Source organism: Methylophaga sp. OBS1 (assembly GCF_026319365.1).
Genome location: NZ_JAPDMS010000008.1, coordinates 1 through 17,703, shown reverse-complemented (window position 1 = coordinate 17,703; position 17,703 = coordinate 1). Strand labels below are relative to the sequence as shown.

At 51.0% G+C, this 17,703-nt stretch carries 13 protein-coding genes, 1 pseudogene and 1 riboswitch; of the genes and pseudogenes, 10 read left to right on the top strand and 4 right to left on the bottom strand.

Translation table 11 applies throughout. The annotated features are described in order from the left end of the window. Positions 1–119 precede the first annotated feature (119 nt). Together OMQ46_RS16220 and OMQ46_RS16215 are read right to left on the bottom strand one after the other, a co-directional pair. Positions 120–287, bottom strand: a complete 168-nt coding sequence (locus tag OMQ46_RS16220) for a DUF1328 domain-containing protein (protein ID WP_266238542.1) — start codon at positions 285–287, stop codon at positions 120–122. 286 nt (positions 288–573) lie between these two features. Then, positions 574–2,586: a sodium-translocating pyrophosphatase gene (locus tag OMQ46_RS16215; RefSeq protein WP_266238541.1), complete on the bottom strand. Its 2,013-nt coding sequence runs from the start codon at positions 2,584–2,586 to the stop codon at positions 574–576. 140 nt (positions 2,587–2,726) lie between these two features. Between OMQ46_RS16215 and OMQ46_RS16210 the strand changes: the two genes are divergently transcribed. The 7 genes from OMQ46_RS16210 to clpA all read left to right on the top strand — a co-directional run bounded on the left by OMQ46_RS16210 (position 2,727) and on the right by clpA (position 8,316). Beyond that, a complete protein-coding gene (locus OMQ46_RS16210; RefSeq protein WP_266238540.1) occupies positions 2,727–3,521 on the top strand; it encodes a sulfite exporter TauE/SafE family protein in 795 nt (264 codons plus the stop codon). Positions 3,522–3,541: 20 nt separating this feature from the next. Next, positions 3,542–3,712, top strand: a complete 171-nt coding sequence (rd, locus tag OMQ46_RS16205) for a rubredoxin (protein WP_266238539.1) — start codon at positions 3,542–3,544, stop codon at positions 3,710–3,712. Between the two features lie 93 nt (positions 3,713–3,805). Further along, the gene (gene ppa, locus OMQ46_RS16200; protein WP_266238538.1) at positions 3,806–4,345 is read left to right on the top strand and encodes an inorganic diphosphatase; all 540 of its coding nucleotides are present in this window, start codon (positions 3,806–3,808) and stop codon (positions 4,343–4,345) included. Positions 4,346–4,418: 73 nt separating this feature from the next. Further along, the gene (serB, locus tag OMQ46_RS16195; RefSeq protein WP_266238537.1) at positions 4,419–5,261 is read left to right on the top strand and encodes a phosphoserine phosphatase SerB; all 843 of its coding nucleotides are present in this window, start codon (positions 4,419–4,421) and stop codon (positions 5,259–5,261) included. Between the two features lie 72 nt (positions 5,262–5,333). Next, positions 5,334–5,651 carry a Grx4 family monothiol glutaredoxin gene (gene grxD, locus OMQ46_RS16190; RefSeq protein WP_266238536.1) on the top strand — a complete coding sequence of 106 codons (318 nt, stop codon included), beginning with the start codon at positions 5,334–5,336 and terminating at the stop codon, positions 5,649–5,651. A gap of 8 nt (positions 5,652–5,659) precedes the next feature. Further along, positions 5,660–5,983, top strand: coding sequence for an ATP-dependent Clp protease adapter ClpS (gene clpS, locus OMQ46_RS16185; protein WP_266238535.1), 324 nt, complete (start codon positions 5,660–5,662; stop codon positions 5,981–5,983). Between the two features lie 71 nt (positions 5,984–6,054). Then, a complete protein-coding gene (gene clpA / locus OMQ46_RS16180) occupies positions 6,055–8,316 on the top strand; it encodes an ATP-dependent Clp protease ATP-binding subunit ClpA (RefSeq protein WP_266238534.1) in 2,262 nt (753 codons plus the stop codon). Positions 8,317–8,830: 514 nt separating this feature from the next. Here the strand turns inward: clpA and cobO are convergent. Together cobO and OMQ46_RS16170 are read right to left on the bottom strand one after the other, a co-directional pair. Next, positions 8,831–9,439, bottom strand: a complete 609-nt coding sequence (cobO, locus tag OMQ46_RS16175; RefSeq protein ID WP_266238533.1) for a cob(I)yrinic acid a,c-diamide adenosyltransferase — start codon at positions 9,437–9,439, stop codon at positions 8,831–8,833. Between the two features lie 295 nt (positions 9,440–9,734). Then, positions 9,735–11,684, bottom strand: coding sequence for a TonB-dependent receptor plug domain-containing protein (locus tag OMQ46_RS16170; RefSeq protein WP_266238532.1), 1,950 nt, complete (start codon positions 11,682–11,684; stop codon positions 9,735–9,737). Positions 11,685–11,814: 130 nt separating this feature from the next. Next, positions 11,815–12,011, bottom strand: a riboswitch (cobalamin riboswitch). Positions 12,012–12,120: 109 nt separating this feature from the next. Between OMQ46_RS16170 and OMQ46_RS16165 the strand changes: the two genes are divergently transcribed. From OMQ46_RS16165 to OMQ46_RS16155, 3 genes and pseudogenes are all read left to right on the top strand, one after another. After that, positions 12,121–13,308, top strand: a complete 1,188-nt coding sequence (locus OMQ46_RS16165; RefSeq protein WP_266238531.1) for an O-succinylhomoserine sulfhydrylase — start codon at positions 12,121–12,123, stop codon at positions 13,306–13,308. A 94-nt stretch (positions 13,309–13,402) separates the two neighbouring features. Beyond that, positions 13,403–15,205 carry a vWA domain-containing protein gene (locus OMQ46_RS16160; RefSeq protein WP_266238530.1) on the top strand — a complete coding sequence of 601 codons (1,803 nt, stop codon included), beginning with the start codon at positions 13,403–13,405 and terminating at the stop codon, positions 15,203–15,205. Then, a pseudogene (locus tag OMQ46_RS16155) lies at positions 15,205–17,703 on the top strand (hypothetical protein); the annotation flags it as partial. The gene OMQ46_RS16160 and the pseudogene OMQ46_RS16155, both read left to right, overlap by 1 nt.

Sequence of the window (17,703 nt, the reverse complement as noted above, 5' to 3'; positions counted from 1 at the left end):
GGCTTCATAAAATCAGCCCAACTTGCTTCACTACCGTTTCAATAAAAAAGCACCAAAAAATCAAAGGGGTCAAAATCGAACGATTTTGACCCCTTGTTTGTATCGGCAGCCATCACTCTCTAATCGAGTGGTGGACGGCGACCGGTGACAAAGAAGATGAGGGCCAGGACCAGGCCAATGACGAATAAGATCCAGGCAATGTTGGTGGCAGTGCCGGCAATGCCGCTCAGGCCCAACGCCCCTGCGATAATACCGATGATCAGAAATGTTAAAGCCCAACTTAGCATAGTGTTCTCCTTATTGAGTGAACAATCAGCGTCTTCGTCATGTTCAAGGATTAATGGCAGGTATTCAACCTGGTGTGATTAGGGATAAGCATCAGTCACGTTCTTTACGCTGACAATGCAATTGATTCATCAGACACGATTGTCCCAAGTAGGGAGCCTTAAGTCTGAATACTCAATCACAGATTATGCAATCAGGCAGGATTGGGCATTCAAGAAAAATTGATCGACCCAGCTTTTTTGACTGTCCTCCCCCTGCATAAGCACAGGGGGAAGACCGTCTCGTTTGCTAAATCAATAACGGGGCAATTACCAGGCTGACAATCGCCATTACGTTGATGAGGATGTTCATCGACGGGCCGGAGGTGTCCTTGAGTGGATCACCAACGGTGTCACCGACCACGGCGGCTTTATGCACTTCTGAGCCTTTGCCGCCATGATGGCCTTTCTCGACATGCTTTTTGGCGTTATCCCAGGCGCCGCCGGCATTGGCCATCATCAGCGCCATCATCACGCAGCAGATGAGCGCGCCGCCAAGCATGCCGCCGAGTGCTTCCGCCCCCAGACCGAAACCGACCACTATCGGGGCCACCACAGCGAGTGTGCCGGGCAGAATCATCTTATTCAGTGCGGCTTTGGTGGCAATATCGACACAGCGTGCGGTATCAGGCTTGGCGGTTCCCTCCAATAGGCCCGGTATTTCCTTAAATTGCCGGCGGATTTCATGAATCATATCGAAAGCCGCATCGCCCACTGCCGTCATCGTCAGTGCACTGACCAGGAAGGGGAAAATACCGCCCAGGAACATACCCATCAATACCAGTGGATTGTTGATCAGCAGAGCAAAGCTCGGATCACCCTGGGTAATGGTCTCGATATAGGCACTGATAATCGCCAGTGCCGCCAGCGCCGCGGCGCCAATTGCAAAGCCTTTACCAATGGCGGCGGTGGTATTTCCGAGTTCATCCAGTGAGTCGGTGATATCGCGGGTGTCTTTACCCATTTCCGCCATCTCAGCAATGCCACCGGCGTTATCCGCAACCGGGCCGTAAGCATCAATCGCCATAGTGATACCGACGGTGGCCAACATACCCACAGCAGCAATACCGACACCATAGAGATCAGCAAAATAACTCGCGGTGAAAATAATGGCGGCAATAGTTAACACCGGTACGGCAACAGACTGCATGCCCAGGGCAAGCCCACCAATCATCACGGTGGCAGGCCCGGTTTCACCGCTGCCGGCCAATTTACGAACTGGTGCACCGCCGGTGTAGTACTCGGTACTCAGGCCAATCACGATGCCGCCAATGGCGCCAGATAGAACGGCAATCCAGAGGTTGGTCAGACCACCCAGACTGGTAATCAGCAGCCAGGATACGATGATAAACAGTAGCGAAGCGCCCATGGTGCCAATGCGAAGCGCCACTTCAGGACTTTTCGCTGAGAATAGTTTCACGGTGAGGATACCGGCCACTGAACACAACAGACCGACAGAAGCCAGCGCCAGCGGCATAAACATCAGGGTGGCTTGAGAGTCGGCCAACTGGCTGACTGCCACCGCACTCATGGTGGACGCAATGGCGATGCTGGCTATCATCGCGCCGCAGTAAGATTCAAAAATATCCGAACCCATCCCGGCCACGTCACCAACATTGTCACCGACATTATCAGCAATAACCCCGGGATTACGCGGATCATCCTCGGGAATACCCGCTTCGACTTTACCCACAAGGTCGGCGCCGACATCGGCAGATTTGGTGTAGATCCCACCGCCGACACGGGAGAAGAGCGCGACTGATGAAGCCCCCATGCCGAAACCGTGGATCGTGTGCGCCGTATGCGGATCACTGCCGTACAGTAAATACAGAATCCCCAGTCCCAGCAAACCCATGGCAGCGACGGTGAGCCCCATGATCGAGCCACCGAAGAAAGCGACGGTCAGTGCTTCTGAAGCGCCATTGTCTCGGGCAGCGATGGCAGTACGAACATTGGCCTGAGTCGCCGTGTACATGCCGATAAAGCCGGCTGAGGCCGAACTTATCGCCCCGACAAAAAAAGCCAGCGCACTGTGCCAGCCCAGATCAGACAGCCCGAGGCCGATGATACAGATCAAACAGAAAATACCGAGGCGCGTGTACTCCGCCCGCATAAAGACCATGGCGCCCAGATGAATCTGATCACCGATATCTACGACATTACCGCTACCCGGTGAGTAGGATTTAACTTTCTTATAAACAAGAAAGGCACAGAGTAGTCCGAAAATTCCCAGGATGGCCGGGACGGTGCTGAGTGACGTCATAAGTCTTACCTCGTTATTATCGTTAGAAAAAATCGTGCGCGGTGGAACTCCTTGCTTGGTTGGATGGTGCTTGGTTTTTTATACCTGTATCGTATCGGCAAGTAAAGTCAGGGCTTTGGCCCTCTGGAGAACAGAAATTGATGCTTGAATGGCTGAGTTTTGCCCTGGCGGGCGTTATTGCCGGCTTTACCGCGGGCCTGTTCGGCATTGGCGGTGGTTTGATTATTGTGCCCATTCTGGTGACGGTGTTCAGCTGGCAGGGCATGTCAGCTGAGATCGCTATTCATGTTGCCATCGGCACTTCATTAATGACTATTACGGTCACCTCATTATCGTCAATGCGGGCACACCATGGTTACGGTACGACCCAATGGCCCCTGGTTGGCCGTCTGACACCAGGATTGATGGTCGGCAGTCTGGGGGGCGCGGTGATAGCGGCGAACTTATCCAGTAGTGTTTTGCAAACGCTGTTTGGGGTGTTTGCGATTCTGATGGCGGGCAGAATGTGGCTGCCTCCACCACAGGCCTTATCATCAAAACTGCTCTCAAAGCTGTTTATGAATCTTTTCGGCACACTCACCGGTGTCATTTCCGCCATGGTCGGGATTGGCGGCGGCACGCTGGTGGTACCCTATCTAGCAATGGCGGGGCAGTCCATGCAGAAAGCGGTGGGTACCGCGGCAGCCTGTGGCTTCCCCATTGCAGTCAGTGGCGTGATAGGCTTTATCTGGATGGGCACGCAGGTGCATGAAATAAAAGGCGAGTGGTTGACCGGCTTTGTTCATTGGCAGGCCTTTATCGGCATTATCCTGACCAGCGTGTTTATGGCGCCGCAGGGAGCCAAGCTGGCCAGGCATTTATCACACAGAAAACTGAGTCAGTTATTCTCTTTGCTGCTGCTGGCGGTGGGGCTGATGCTGCTCAGCCGCGGTTAATTTAAAGCGGAGGTGTCATCATGAGGAAGTGGATTTGTACCATATGCGGCTTTGTCTACGATGAGGCCGAAGGTATGCCTGAAGAGGGCATCATGCCCGGCACAGCCTGGGAGGATGTCCCCGACGACTGGATTTGTCCGGATTGCGGTGCGCCTAAGGAAGACTTTGAAATGATTCCACTCGAGGAATAAGCACAGATTCCACTCCGGTTGAGTTTAATCCGGCTGCTTTTTCTTCTATAATCAGCGGATTTATTCAAACTCAACAACTGGAGCATTACCGCTATGAATCTCGACCGTGTTGGATCGGGCAAGAACCTGCCGCAGGACGTTAACGTCATCATCGAAATTCCTTCACATTCCGATCCGGTGAAGTATGAAGTCGACAAAGAAACCGGTGCCTTGTTTGTTGATCGCTTCATGAATACGGCGATGTTCTACCCTACGAACTACGGCTACATTCCACACACTTTGTCTGACGACGGCGATCCGGTCGATGTGCTGGTGATGAGCCCCTATGCTTTGATCAGCGGCTCGGTGGTTGCTTGCCGTCCGGTTGGCATGCTGAAAATGACCGATGAATCGGGTGAAGACGCCAAAGTGATCGCGGTGCCTCACGACAAAATGTATGACCACATCAATGACATTGGTGATGTCTCCAAACTGCTGCTGGATCAACTGGCCCACTTCTTTGAACACTACAAAGATCTGGAAAAGAACAAGTGGGTCAAAATCGAAGGCTGGGTAGGTAAATCTGAAGCCGAGCAGGAAATTGTGGCCAGTGTCGAGCGCTTCAAAGCGGCACCCGTGAAACCGCAATTCTAATCATAAATTCAGTATTCATTTAACCGGCGAGCTGAGCGTTCAGTCTCGCCGTTTTTTTATAAAGCGAATAAACATGACTCAACTCATCCTGCAGGGAGCCACCCTGAACCGGCAACAGGCCGAGACGATTGCGCATGACTTCAGCGGCGAGCTGAACTGGCGGCAAAAGTTTGCCGTTATTGAGTCGGTCAATATCAGCCAGGAAAACCTGCACAGCCTGCGTCAAGAGTTTGATTTTGACATCAATGCCCTGCCGGAAGCTTTTGCCGATATTCAGCCAGGCCTGCTGGTGACGGATATGGATTCGACATTGATCAGTATCGAGTGTATCGATGAAATAGCCGATTTTATGAACATCAAACCTCAGGTCGCCGAGATTACCGAAGCAGCCATGCAGGGCGAAATCGATTTCGAAACTTCGCTCAGAAAACGCGTGTCTTTGTTAAAAGGTCTTGATGTATCGGTGCTGGAGCGAGTTTATGACGAGCGCCTGCAACTTAATCCGGGGGCCGAGGTGATGGTGGAAACGCTGAAAGCAAAGGGTATCAAGCTGGCATTGGTGTCAGGTGGATTTACCTTTTTTACCGACCGGCTCAAGCAGCGTTTGGGTCTGGATTTCACCCAGGCGAATGTGTTGGCAGAAAAAGACGGCAAACTGACCGGAGAAGTCGACGGCCCCATTTGTGGTGCACAAGCTAAGGCTGACTTTCTGCAGCAATGCTGTGAGCGGCTCGGCTTGAATTCAAAGCAGGCGATTGCCGTTGGCGATGGTGCCAATGACTTAATAATGATGGAGCCGGCCGGTTTGAGTGTGGCATACCATGCCAAACCCAAGGTACAGGCTCAGGCGGATACAGCCATCAATCACAATGGTCTGGAAGCCATTCTGGGGTTGTTGCAGCTTGAATATAACTAGCCTAAGCTTGAAATTAAGACAAGCGACCCCATTTCTACTACAGAATTTTTTAGCAATTACGAGGATCAACTAATGGATGTTATGGAGCGGATTAAGCAGGCGATTGAAGGTAATGATGTCATCCTGTTTATGAAAGGTACGCCCGAATTCCCACAATGCGGTTTTTCAAGCCGTGCATCACAGGCAGTGGCTGCTTGTGGTTCAGAGTTTGCATATGTCAATGTGCTGGCGGAGCCGGAAGTCCGTGAAAATCTGCACCGTTATGCAGATTGGCCGACTTTCCCGCAGTTGTACATCAACGGTGAACTGGTGGGCGGTTGCGACATCATCATGGAGCTGTACGAAAACGGCGAATTGAAAAAAATGGTTGAAGAAGCCACTGCGAGCTAAGAAGACGCATGACTGACGAACACGATCACGACTGGCACGAAAACGACTACGCAGTCGCTCCGGCCAAGCCCGATTTGAAGCGCCCACCCAAGTACCGGGTGATCATGCTCAATGACGACTATACGCCCATGGATTTTGTGGTTGAGGTTCTGGAAAACCTATTTGGTATGGGGCGTGAACGTGCCACACGCACCATGCTGCAAGTTCACACCGAAGGCAGTGCCTTGTGTGGTATTTTCACTTATGAGATAGCTGAAGCGAAAGTCGAACAGGTCAACAGCTATTCTCAGCGCCACGGTCATCCATTGCAGTGTACGATGGAAGAGGAATGACCCGTTCGATAGCTGAAACTGAACTCAGTTTTTAATTGTTCAGCGATGCAAGCAATTAGGTGGAACGCAAGATGTTAAGCAAAGAACTCGAACAGACTCTCAGTCAGGCATTCAACTACGCGCGTCAGCGCTCGCATGAGTTTCTCACAGTTGAACATCTGCTGTTGGCCCTACTGGAAAATGGTCAGGCGCTGGCCGTCCTCAAAGCCTGCAATGTCGATATTCCGGCACTGCGTCAGGAACTGAGTGATTTTCTGGCAGACAATCTGCCAACCCTGCCTGAGGACAGTGAACGCGAAACCCAGCCGACGCTGGCTTTCCAACGCATTCTGCAACGTGCCGTCATGCATGTGCAATCATCAGGCGGCACTGAAGTCACTGGCGCCAATGTATTGGTGTCTATTTTCTCTGAACAGCAATCTCAGGCGGTCTATCTGCTGCAGAAGCAGGACGTAACGCGACTGGATGTCGTCAATGCCATCAGCCATGGCGGTATTGATGAAGTTGTCGAAGAGACTGATGAAGAAGCCAAGATCGATGCAGAAGAGGGCGGCGAGGATGGTAAAAATCCGCTGTCTCTTTACGCGCAAAACCTCAACGCTTCAGCGAAAAAAGGTCGTATCGACCCCCTGATTGGTCGGGCGATGGAACTGGAGCGCACGCTGCAGGTGCTGTGCCGCCGTCGCAAAAACAATCCATTGTTTGTCGGTGAAGCCGGCGTCGGTAAAACCGCACTGGCAGAAGGTCTGGCCCGCCGCATTGTGCAGGGTGATGTGCCGGAGGTACTGCAAGACACCGTTATCTACTCATTGGATATGGGCGCGCTGGTGGCGGGAACCAAATACCGCGGTGATTTTGAAAAACGCCTGAAAGCATTGCTGCGTGAACTCAAAAAACAGCCCGGTGCCATTCTGTTTATTGACGAAATCCACACCATGATTGGTGCCGGCAGTGCCGGTAACAGCACCATGGACGCGGCTAACCTGCTGAAGCCATTGCTGGCTAGTGGTGAGCTTAAATGCATCGGTTCAACCACCTATCAGGAATACCGCGGTATTTTCGAGCATGACCGTGCCCTGGCACGTCGTTTCCAGAAAATCGATGTGCCCGAGCCGACTGTGGCAGAAACCATTGAGATTCTGAAAGGCCTGAAACCCGGGCTGGAAGAACATCACAACGTGCGTTATTCCCAAGCCGCCATTGAACAGGCGGCTGAGCTGGCGCATCGTCATATCAACGATCGTTTCCTGCCTGACAAGGCGATTGATGTGCTGGATGAGGTCGGTGCGGCTCAGCGCATTGCGCCTAAATCCAAGCGTAAAAAACTGATTGGTGTGAATGATGTACAGGCGATTGTCGCCAAGATTGCACGTATTCCGGCCAAGACGGTCAGTAACGCCGATAAAGACAACCTGCGTAAGCTGGAAGATAACCTGAAACATGTCATCTTCGGTCAGGATGAAGCCATTTCTGCCCTGAGCTCTGCGATCAAAATGGGCCGTTCGGGCCTGGGTCATCCGGAAAAACCCATCGGTGCCTTCCTGTTTGCTGGCCCGACTGGTGTCGGTAAAACCGAAGTCACCCGTCAGCTCGCGCACAACCTGGGAGTCGACCTGATTCGGTTTGATATGTCGGAATATATGGAAAGCCATACGGTATCAAGACTGATTGGTGCGCCGCCGGGCTATGTCGGTTTTGATCAGGGCGGTCTCCTGACCGATGCCATCATCAAACAACCGCATGCAGTCCTGCTGCTGGATGAAATCGAAAAGGCGCATCCGGATGTCTTCAACCTGCTGCTGCAGGTCATGGACCACGGCACGCTGACTGACAACAATGGACGTAAAGCGGACTTCCGTCACGTAGTCCTGGTGATGACCAGTAATGCCGGTGCGGCTGAAATGAGCAAAACCTCCATCGGCTTCACCAAGCAGGAACATCAGACTGACGGCACAGAAGCGGTTAAACGGACCTTCACACCTGAATTCCGTAACCGTCTGGATGGCATCATCCACTTCAAACCGCTGCAGAAAGACGCCATTCTGCGTGTGGCGGATAAAGCCGTGCTGGAACTGGAAATGCTGCTTCAGGATAAAAATGTCACCATCGAAATTGATGACAAAGCGCGTCAATGGCTGGCTGATCATGGCTACGATGTGCTGATGGGGGCAAGACCGATGGCACGTCTGGTTCAGGAGAAAATCAAACGCCCATTGGCTGATGAGCTCCTGTTCGGCAAACTCAGTCAACGTGGTGGGCATGTCCGTGTCACATTACAGGATGATGAAATTCATCTTGAGATGGAGGACGCAGCAGAATCGGTTGGCTCCTGACCCCGTTTCAACGCTTCTGTCCTTTCCAAAAAATGAGCCCGATAGTGAACACTATCGGGCTCAGCTGTCTCTGGCTATAGATATTAGCTTTAGCTAATTATTCAAAAGTTATTCACCTCGGGAACTTTTTCCTCAAGTCTATTTTAACTAGCACATGCAAGTGATTGATTTTGCATTGAGCAACGGTAAGTGACTGATTAATATGGTAATTATTTCTTGGTTATTTTTTAACCATTTTGAGGGGAGTCTTGTTGTAAGAGGCACTTAGCGACTAACCCCAAAGTTAATCACAGACTTATCCACAGAAAATGTGAGTAACTTTACAGTCATATGACGCAGCAAAATCTAAGCCATTGTAGGCAAATTAAATATTAACCACAGAGGCTGAGAGAAAAATGATGATGGGCATTTCTAAAACTGACTTTGGCCACTGCGCTTCAGGATTGTTGGGCTTCTAGCTTCAACCCAATCACGCTAATTAATCCTCTCTGCCCCTGTGGTTCAAATATAAGCGCTACAACTCAATGCCTTTCTGCGCCTTAATACCGGCGCGGAAAGCATGTTTCACATCCTCAATGCGACTGACGGTATCGGCTGCCTCTATCAATGCTTCAGGCGCATCCCGGCCGGTGATAATGACATGTTTCATCTTCGGCCTCTCTGCAAGATCGGCCAGGACCTTGCTGGTATCCAAATAACGCATGGCCAGCACGATGTTCAATTCATCCAGCAGTACGATATCCAGATCGGGGTTTAACAGCATCTCCTTACAAATAGACCAGCCTCTTTCTGCTGAGGCAATATCCTGTTCGAGATTCTGGGTTTCCCAGGTAAAGCCATCACCGACAACATGGTAGTCAACGTCGTCAGAAAAGCGTCGGAAAAACTTTTCCTCGCCGGTACTGAAAGCGCCTTTTATGAATTGAACGACGCCAACTTTCATGCCATGCCCCAGTGCCCGGGCAACCATGCCAAAGCCAGACGAGCTTTTACCCTTACCATCACCGGTAATGACCAGGAGCAGGCCCTTTTTCTGATCAGCACGTTTGATTTGCTCATCAACCTGTGTTTTCTGTTCTTGCATCGCCTGTTTATGGCGCTGTGAATGTTCGGTCTCGCTCATTACTGTCCCACTCATGTTGATAACCGTTGTTTCTGTTCATCCAGCTAACCGGTAAAAGGTCGTTAGTCTATCAGTAACGCGATGTTGTTCGACCCTATCCGTCAGTCATTCGATGATTTGACACTACAAACACCAGCAAAAAGCGATGAATCTGCTGTTTGTAAAGTATCAAAAGTCGTGCTCTGAAGTGTTCTGAGGGAATTTTCAGCAATAATTAGCTGTAAATTTTTTGATGATAAAAACTGTTGAGGTTAAGCCAGTCAAAAAAAGGGCGGCAGGGCCGCCCTTATCGGGATTATTGATGTTGTAACTCAATGCCCAGGAGACCGGTAATGCCGGTTCCCTGGTAGCCCCAAACAGGCTCGTAATCACGGTCTGTCAGGTTTTCCACGCGAGCAAAAACGCGGGTATTGTTGTTCACTTTGTAATCAGCGCTAACGTTAATTACAGCATAACTGCCCATCCTGACCCGATCAGCATCAGCGTCGACATCTTTACGGCTACCGATATGATGCAGACTTCCAGCCAATCGCCAGTCTGCCGCTGGTTGATAAATCAGATCGAGGTTAGCCTGATGCACAGGGCGACGCGTTAACTGCTGATCATCCTCGTTCTGGCTACGGGTGTAGGTGTAATTGAGGTGAACATCTAATTGCTTAGTCAGTTCAATACTCATATCAGCTTCAAGACCTCGGATTTCAGCCTCATCAACGTTCACACTGGTACTATCAAAGCTGGGCAGAAAGACAGTGGTAATGAGGTCGTCAATATCGTTTTTGAACAAAGTGGCGCTGGTCTGCACTTTGCCGTTTAACCAGCTCTGGTCAAGGCCCAACTCCCAGTTTTCACTGGTTTCCGGATCCAGATCAGGGTTGCCGGTATAGGCAAGGGAGGAACTATTAGGGGTAAAACCATACATCTCATAGAGTGATGGTGCGCGGAAGCCTTCGCTGTATGCAGCTCGTATTTGAGTCGATGGCGTTAACTCATACCGGCTTGCCACGCGGTAGGTGGTTTCTGAGTCAAAGCCGTCAGTATTATCGTGGCGAACACCAAGTGTGGCCGATAACTTATCAGTGACGGAAATCTGATCTTGAAGGAAGAAAGCACGGTTATTTCTTTTTTTATCGGTCATTTGTAACTGTGTAAAGTCACCAAAAGTACTGCCAAAAGTACTGAATCCTTCAGCCTCTATATCCTCTTCTTCGAATTCGTACCCGATAGTGATTAGGTGATTTTCAACGAGGCGAAAGTCATTCTGCAAACTGAGCTTTTGCTTCTCACCATCGTAATTGCTTCTGTCAATGTCACCTAAGGGATCTTGCCGTTCATTACGGTTTTTACGTTCGACTTCGGTGTGCGTCAAAGTCAGCGTAGGCTGCCAGATACCATCAAAGAATTGTCCTTTGATTTCTGCGCCCAAATAGGTCTGACGACTGCTGTTGTAGGCATCAAGATCTTCTGACAGGAAACCATCAATATCAATTTCAGATTCTATTTGGCGACCAAAGAATGAAGCTTGAATGTTTTCGCCCTGCCAGCCTAAACGGCCAGAGAACATCTTGTTCTGGTAGCCATCATCATCACGAGCAATTCCTGCGGGCATTCGTTTTTTTGTCGGAGCACTGTCATTATCTGATTCATAGAGCCCAGCGGTGAAAGAGTAATTGAAGCGGTCTTGGGAGCCTGATACCGAAACTGTCTCATGGTGTGTTGATTTATTGCCAGCGGCCAGTTTAGCTCGAGCTTTTAGCGGGCCTTCGCCAGCTTTGGTACGAATGTGAATTACAGCACCAATAGCATCTGCACCATAGAGCACGCTTTGTGCACCTCTAACGATTTCGATTGAATCTACGTCATCCAGCAGGAAGTTGCCGAAATCAAACGCGCCGGAGGGTGAGCTGGGATCATTAATTTCGATACCATCGACCATGACCAGCGTGTGGTCGGAATTAGTGCCTCTGGCAAAAACCGACGTTTGTGAGCCTCGGCCACCGGTTTCAGCTACTCGGATACCAGATACGCCTTTTAATGCGTCTGCAAGACTGTGAAGTTGTTTAAGTTCAATTTCTTCGCGGGTAATAACAGAAACACTGCTGCCGGTATTTTTGACGGCCGTTGGGGTACGTGTTGCTGTGACAACGATTTTGTTGAAATCGGTACCGGCGGCGTAGGTGTTTATTGATAATCCAGTCAATAAAGCCGCCCCGATAACCTGCGAGAGGAGAGTTTTCTTAGATAACATGATGTACGCCTGTGATTGGCAGCATCCACCCGATACTGCTGGTAAGTCCTATCCGCTGCAGGCGTGACGAAAGCTCGGCAGAGCCGATGAAGATTCGCCACATCGCCCACCGCGACGCGAATGTTGGGATCGAAATCCCGCTGACACAGGCCGGTCTCCGGACTTACAAGCTAAAAAAACAATCGCCTTCCCATGCAAGCACAGTGGCATTGTGATTGTCTGAAACTTGAATACCGTTGCGGGGGCAGTATTGGAATTGCCAGGGGCTTACCAATTTCCCGATTATCCTGCTTTTTTCGAGCAGGCACCCGTATCAGAGCCGCAGACTCTAATCCCGAACTGTTTTTATGTCAATTTTGTGTCAAGACACAGGAAGCTGGTCACAGGCTGTCTTAGCCATTAAAATTGAACAATTTACTCGGATATTTACTTCCAGATGACAGAAGAATTCAAAGACAAAGGTTTCGCGACCCGCGCGGTGCGGGTTGGCCATCGCCGCACGCCTGAAGGCGAGCAGTCGGAACCGATTTTCCCGACTTCCAGCTTTACCTTTGACAGTGCGGAGCAGGCTGCGGCGCGCTTTGCCGGTGATGAGCCGGGCAATATTTATTCCCGCTTTACTAACCCGACTGTGCGTACTTTTGAAGAACGCCTGGCGGCACTGGAAGGTGGCGAGTCGTGCGTGGCGACGTCATCAGGCATGTCGGCCATTCTGTCTACGATGATGGGCCTGCTGGAGGCGGGTGACCACGTGGTCTCTTCCATAAGTATTTTCGGCACCACGCGTGTTCTGTTCGATAAGTATCTGAGCAAATTTGCTATCAGCACGGACTATGTGCAGCTGTCGAACCTGGAACAGTGGAGACAGGCCATTAAACCCGAGACCAAAATCCTGTTTCTGGAAACGCCGTCTAATCCACTGAATGAAATAGCCGATCTGGCCGCTCTTTCAGCGCTGGCTAAAGAAAACGATTGTTTGCTGGTCGTTGATAACTGTTTCTGCACACCCGCCCTGCAACAGCCTTTGGCACTGGGCGCGGATATTGTTATCCACTCGGCGACAAAATATATCGATGGACAGGGACGCTGCATCGGTGGTGCGGTGGTAGGCGATGCTGAATTAGTCGGTGAGCAGGTATACGGTTTCCTGCGCTCTGCCGGGCCGACCATGAGCCCGTTCAATGCCTGGACCTTTATCAAAGGGTTGGAAACGCTGGACCTGCGGATGAAAGCGCATTCGGCGTCTGCGCTGGAATTGGCTCAATGGCTGGAACAGCAGCCAGCTGTCAGCAAGGTCTTTTATGCCGGACTGCCCAGCCATCCTCAGCATGAGCTGGCAAAGAAACAGCAATCGGCTTTCGGCGGCATCATTGCCTTTGAAATCAGGGGCGGCAAAGCGGATGCCTGGAAGCTGATTAATGCGTTGGAATGGCTGTCTATTACCGCCAACCTGGGCGATAGCAAAACCACCATTACGCATCCAGCGACCACCACGCACGGTCGACTGAGTGATGAAGCCCGAGCTTTATCCGGTATCACTGACGGCATGTTGCGTATTTCTGTCGGCCTGGAAACAGTCGACGATATTAAGGCGGATCTGAGCCGGGGCTTTGCAGCGCTCTAAAACTGCGGCATAAAACCTGCATACATCACAAAAAGCGAGTTTAACGTCAGAAATTTGTCCCGTCCGCGAGGGTGGGGCAGACTGACACAACAAGATGAGTGATTATGCTATGTCATTAATCAATAAATACGTTGTACCGTTGTTATTGATATTGCTGCCGATGGGCTACTCAGTGGCTCAGGAACCGGTCAGTGATGTTCGGGTCGTTATTGATGTCTCCGGCAGCATGAAACAGAACGACCCCAATAATCTCAGAGCCCCGGCAATGCGGATGCTGGTCGGGCTGATGCCGGGAGAGGATGCCCGTGCCGGTGTCTGGACCTTTGCCAGCATGGTCAACATGCTGGTGCCCTGGCGCGAGGTCAATGATGACTGGCGTCAGAACGCGATCGAAAAATCCAGTCAGATTCACTCACATGGCCTGTTCACCAATATTGAACAGGCTTTACAGAAAGCCACGGCCAATCAGAAACAGGCGGATCCCGGTTTTCAACGCAGTATGATTTTGTTGTCAGATGGCTTTGTGGACCTGAAACCCGGCGAGGCGGCAACAAAGGCTTCACGTCAACGAATTCTGGATAAGCTGGTTCCCCGCCTCAAAGCCCTTCAAATGACAGTTCACACCATCGCGCTGTCTGATAATGCCGATCACGAATTACTGAAAGCACTGTCAATGGCTACCGATGGCTGGTACCGCCAGGCCGACACCGCAGAAGACCTTCAGCGTATTTTCCTGCATCTGTTCGAACAATCCACCAATCGTGACACAGTGCCGCTGGCTGATAACCAGTTTTCTATTGATCAAAGCGTAGAGGAAATGACCGTGCTGGCATTTCGCCAACCTGGCTCAGCTGCGACCAAACTCCAGTTGCCGGATGGTTCAACCATTGATCAATCTCAAGCCTCTGAGCGTATACGCTGGCAACATGAAAACAGTTTTGATCTGATCACCATTGACAAGCCGACACCGGGACAGTGGCAAATTAATGCTGAGCTCGATCCGGATAACCGGGTGATGGTGGTGACGGATATGCAATTGCGCACCAGCGATTTACCCAATAATGTACTGGTAGGAGAACAGTTTGAATTTGAAGCCAGACTGACAGAGAAAGGGGAAGTCATTACCCGACCCGCCTTTCTCCACCTCGTTGAGGGGCAACTGGTCCGCCAGAAAGCCTCCGGACAGGCGGAGTTGCCACTCGACAGGCGTCCCGACGAGGCGGTCTATCGGGCGACGCTGGGTACTGGTTTCGAGGCCGGTCGTAATGATGTTATTGTGACAATGAAAAGTGAGACTTTTGAGCGTCAGCGCCGACAAAGCATTAATGTCATCGCCGCCCCGATCTCCGTCGACACTACACAGCTTGAACAACCCACTCGCAGCCATAGAATAGAAGTTGAAGCTGATGCTGCGCTGATTAATCCTGATTCCTTGTCGATAACTGCTTTATTGAGAGAACAGGATGGTGATGAATGGCCCTACGAGATGTTAAAAACCGACGATAACCGCTGGCGTCTGACCTTAACCGATCTGGACCCGGGACTGGATTATCATTTGTCGCTGCAATTGCGTGGCACAACCCCTGAAGGACGCCAGGTTTTCCTACAGCCGGAGCCAATGACACTCACCGATAACAACCTGGCCCAGACTGAAACCACAGCAGCCCAGACACCCGTTGTATCGCCGACTGATACCACCGATACTCAGCCTGCAGCATCTGACCAAGCCTCTACCGAGACAACGCCGCAGGATACGGAAGATGCCGAATCAGCACCGATGTCGGATACGATGAAATTATTGCTGGGTAATGCTGTGATTCTATTGCTGTTGCTGGCCGGGATAATCTGGTGGCGCAGACAAACCACCTCAGCTGTGCCGGCAGGAGATTTGATCTAATGAACCTCACTGATCCCATTCTGGAACTCCTGGCATACGAAGTGGCTTTCATCTTTGCGGTGATAGCAGGCCTGCTCATTGTTAAAAATCTGAAAAGACATCGGCGAGTCCATTCACAGACCGGCAAAACAGTTAAGAAAATCAAAAAGAATCAGGAGCAGCGTGCTTTACAGGTTAAATCTTTGCTGGCGGGTCGTTATGGATTGTCCGGTGAAGCGCTGGATAATCAGGCCGCTGAACTGCTGGACAGAGAAAAACTGATCTATAAGAACCTGTTGAAAGCCTTTGTTGAGCAGGATGGCAAGGCTTTCTCCGGTTTGCCTGAGCAAATCGAGCAGGCGATTGATTCGGCACTGTCTATCAGGCCTGATACCAGACAGCAGGCTGATGAAACTGAAGCAGAAGAGGATGTTGAAACAGTTGATGAGGCGGAATCAGGCGAAGTAGATGCAAAAGACGAAACAGACGAGCAGGCTCTGACATCTGACATTGATGAAAGCGTCGACAGTGACCAATCTGAAGCGGAGCCAGAGTCTGCTGAGGAACAAGACCTGGATCAGCTATTCAGCGACAGCAGTGCGATTGATAGCCAGGCTGAAATCAAATCTGAGGATGATGCTGAAAAAAAGCTGACGCCGGAAGCTAGTGGTGATGAAACTGAGCCAGGCGAAGAGGAACCGGTCGCTGAACAAGAACCATCAGCTACAGTTGATGCTCAGAGTCAGACAGCAGCAGAAACAGAATCTGAGCTGCAGGATGAAACACTGCGTACCGATGATATCGAAGCCTTACTTGAAGGCCAGTCTTTTGATCTGGAAAGCGATATTTCTTCTGAACCAGCACTTGAAGAGGTTGATGAGAGAAACACCGGCTTCTCTGGAGAGCAAACACAGACTGCCGAAAAAACTGACACGCCAGCCACAACGGATACTGGGTCAGAACAGGAAGAACAGGATTACGAGATAACAGAAATTGAAGGCAATCTCGCTCTTGACGAGGAGTATGCCAACGCTGGTCTGCGGGATGAAGACATTGAACGCTTCGCTGACAGTGATGAAGAAATTGAAATACCCGGTGATCCTGACAATCTGGATGCCACGATCAGCGCTGAATCACCGGAGGCAGACACTGTTGCTGAACAGCCAGCTGAACCTTCAGCTCAAGCTGAATTACCCCCAAAGTCAGAAGAGGTGGAGCCTCAAACAGCAAGCAGCTTGAAACAATTCCTCAAGGCGGACAGTTTCAGTTTCCAGCCCAGACCGTCAGTGCAGCCAGAGGCAACACCTGATTCGATATCAGAAGAATCTGAAACTGTGCAGACGTCGATTGAACAGCAGGAAATGCCTGAAACGACGGAGGCGAGCGAGACACAAAATTCGCTTCAGCAGAACGTCGCCATGTCAGCAGAGGAGGAGACTCAACAGCAGCCAGACACGAGCCTGGTGAACCAAGTCATCGAAGAGCCTGAGCCAGCGCCTATGGCGGCAGAAAATACTGACGATGCACAGCCCACAGCCGAGTCGCAACCTGAGGTGGCTGAGCCAGTGCCTGAAGCAGTCGAAACGGCTGAGCAAGAAATTGATTCCCTCATCGATTCGGTGACTGAATCTGAGCCGAGCTCTGAAAGTATTGCTGAATCATTTCAGGCATCTAGCACTCCAGTGGATGAACCTGATGATAACCAAAGTCCGCTCATCCCGGCGGAGCCTGAGGATGTGCCTGAAGCGCCGAAACAGAGCGATACGGTTTCAGAACCGGCCGATATGGATGAGCAGCCCGACACAGCCATCAGCAATGACACGGTCACCCGGGTTGAGCAGGCATTAACGGAATCGGAGTACACGGATGAAGCGTCGCCTGCATCAGCACCGCCTGATCTCGCTGAGTCAGAACCCGAAATGACTGATTCAATGGATGATGTCGACGCACTGACTGACACCGTGACGGAGCCTGAGTTGCCATCTGACTCTGATTTTGACACCACAGCAGAGTCAGACACCGATGAAATACCCGAAGAATATCTAGAGGAAACTGCAGAAACTGCGGATACAACCGAGCCCGCTGATGATGAAATGCGGTTATCTGAAATTGAGCCGCAAGAGGAGCAGCCTGAATCACAAATTGATGTCGCAGAGGACTGGAACAATACAGACGGCTTTTCAAGCGAAGATGTAGAAGCGACGCCAGCAGAGCAACAGATTACGGAAGCGGCACCTTTACAGCAGCAGGACGAAGAACACACTATTGCAGAGCCAGAGCCAGAGCCAGAGCCAGAGCCAGAGCCAGAGCCAGAGCCAGAGCCAGAGCCAGAGCCAGAGCCAGAGCCAGAGCCAGAGCCAGAGCCAGAGCCAGAGCCAGAGCCAGAGCCAGAGCCAGAGCCAGAGCCAGAGCCAGAGCCAGAGCCAGATCCCTATCCATATCCTGATTATCATGCTTCGCTAGATCCCAATACACAACCAGAGTCATCACCTTCTCTTGTCCTTCTCTCCTTTTTCTTT

Bases quoted from the DNA above. Each gene is read 5' to 3' on its own strand.
- OMQ46_RS16220 (WP_266238542.1), bottom strand. From the start codon at position 287: ATGCTAAGTTGGGCTTTAACATTTCTGATCATCGGTATTATCGCAGGG.
- OMQ46_RS16215 (WP_266238541.1), bottom strand. From the start codon at position 2,586: ATGACGTCACTCAGCACCGTCCCGGCCATCCTGGGAATTTTCGGACTA.
- OMQ46_RS16210 (WP_266238540.1), top strand. From the start codon at position 2,727: ATGCTTGAATGGCTGAGTTTTGCCCTGGCGGGCGTTATTGCCGGCTTT.
- rd (WP_266238539.1), top strand. From the start codon at position 3,542: ATGAGGAAGTGGATTTGTACCATATGCGGCTTTGTCTACGATGAGGCC.
- ppa (WP_266238538.1), top strand. From the start codon at position 3,806: ATGAATCTCGACCGTGTTGGATCGGGCAAGAACCTGCCGCAGGACGTT.
- serB (WP_266238537.1), top strand. From the start codon at position 4,419: ATGACTCAACTCATCCTGCAGGGAGCCACCCTGAACCGGCAACAGGCC.
- grxD (WP_266238536.1), top strand. From the start codon at position 5,334: ATGGATGTTATGGAGCGGATTAAGCAGGCGATTGAAGGTAATGATGTC.
- clpS (WP_266238535.1), top strand. From the start codon at position 5,660: ATGACTGACGAACACGATCACGACTGGCACGAAAACGACTACGCAGTC.
- clpA (WP_266238534.1), top strand. From the start codon at position 6,055: ATGTTAAGCAAAGAACTCGAACAGACTCTCAGTCAGGCATTCAACTAC.
- cobO (WP_266238533.1), bottom strand. From the start codon at position 9,439: ATGAGCGAGACCGAACATTCACAGCGCCATAAACAGGCGATGCAAGAA.
- OMQ46_RS16170 (WP_266238532.1), bottom strand. From the start codon at position 11,684: ATGTTATCTAAGAAAACTCTCCTCTCGCAGGTTATCGGGGCGGCTTTA.
- OMQ46_RS16165 (WP_266238531.1), top strand. From the start codon at position 12,121: ATGACAGAAGAATTCAAAGACAAAGGTTTCGCGACCCGCGCGGTGCGG.
- OMQ46_RS16160 (WP_266238530.1), top strand. From the start codon at position 13,403: ATGAGTGATTATGCTATGTCATTAATCAATAAATACGTTGTACCGTTG.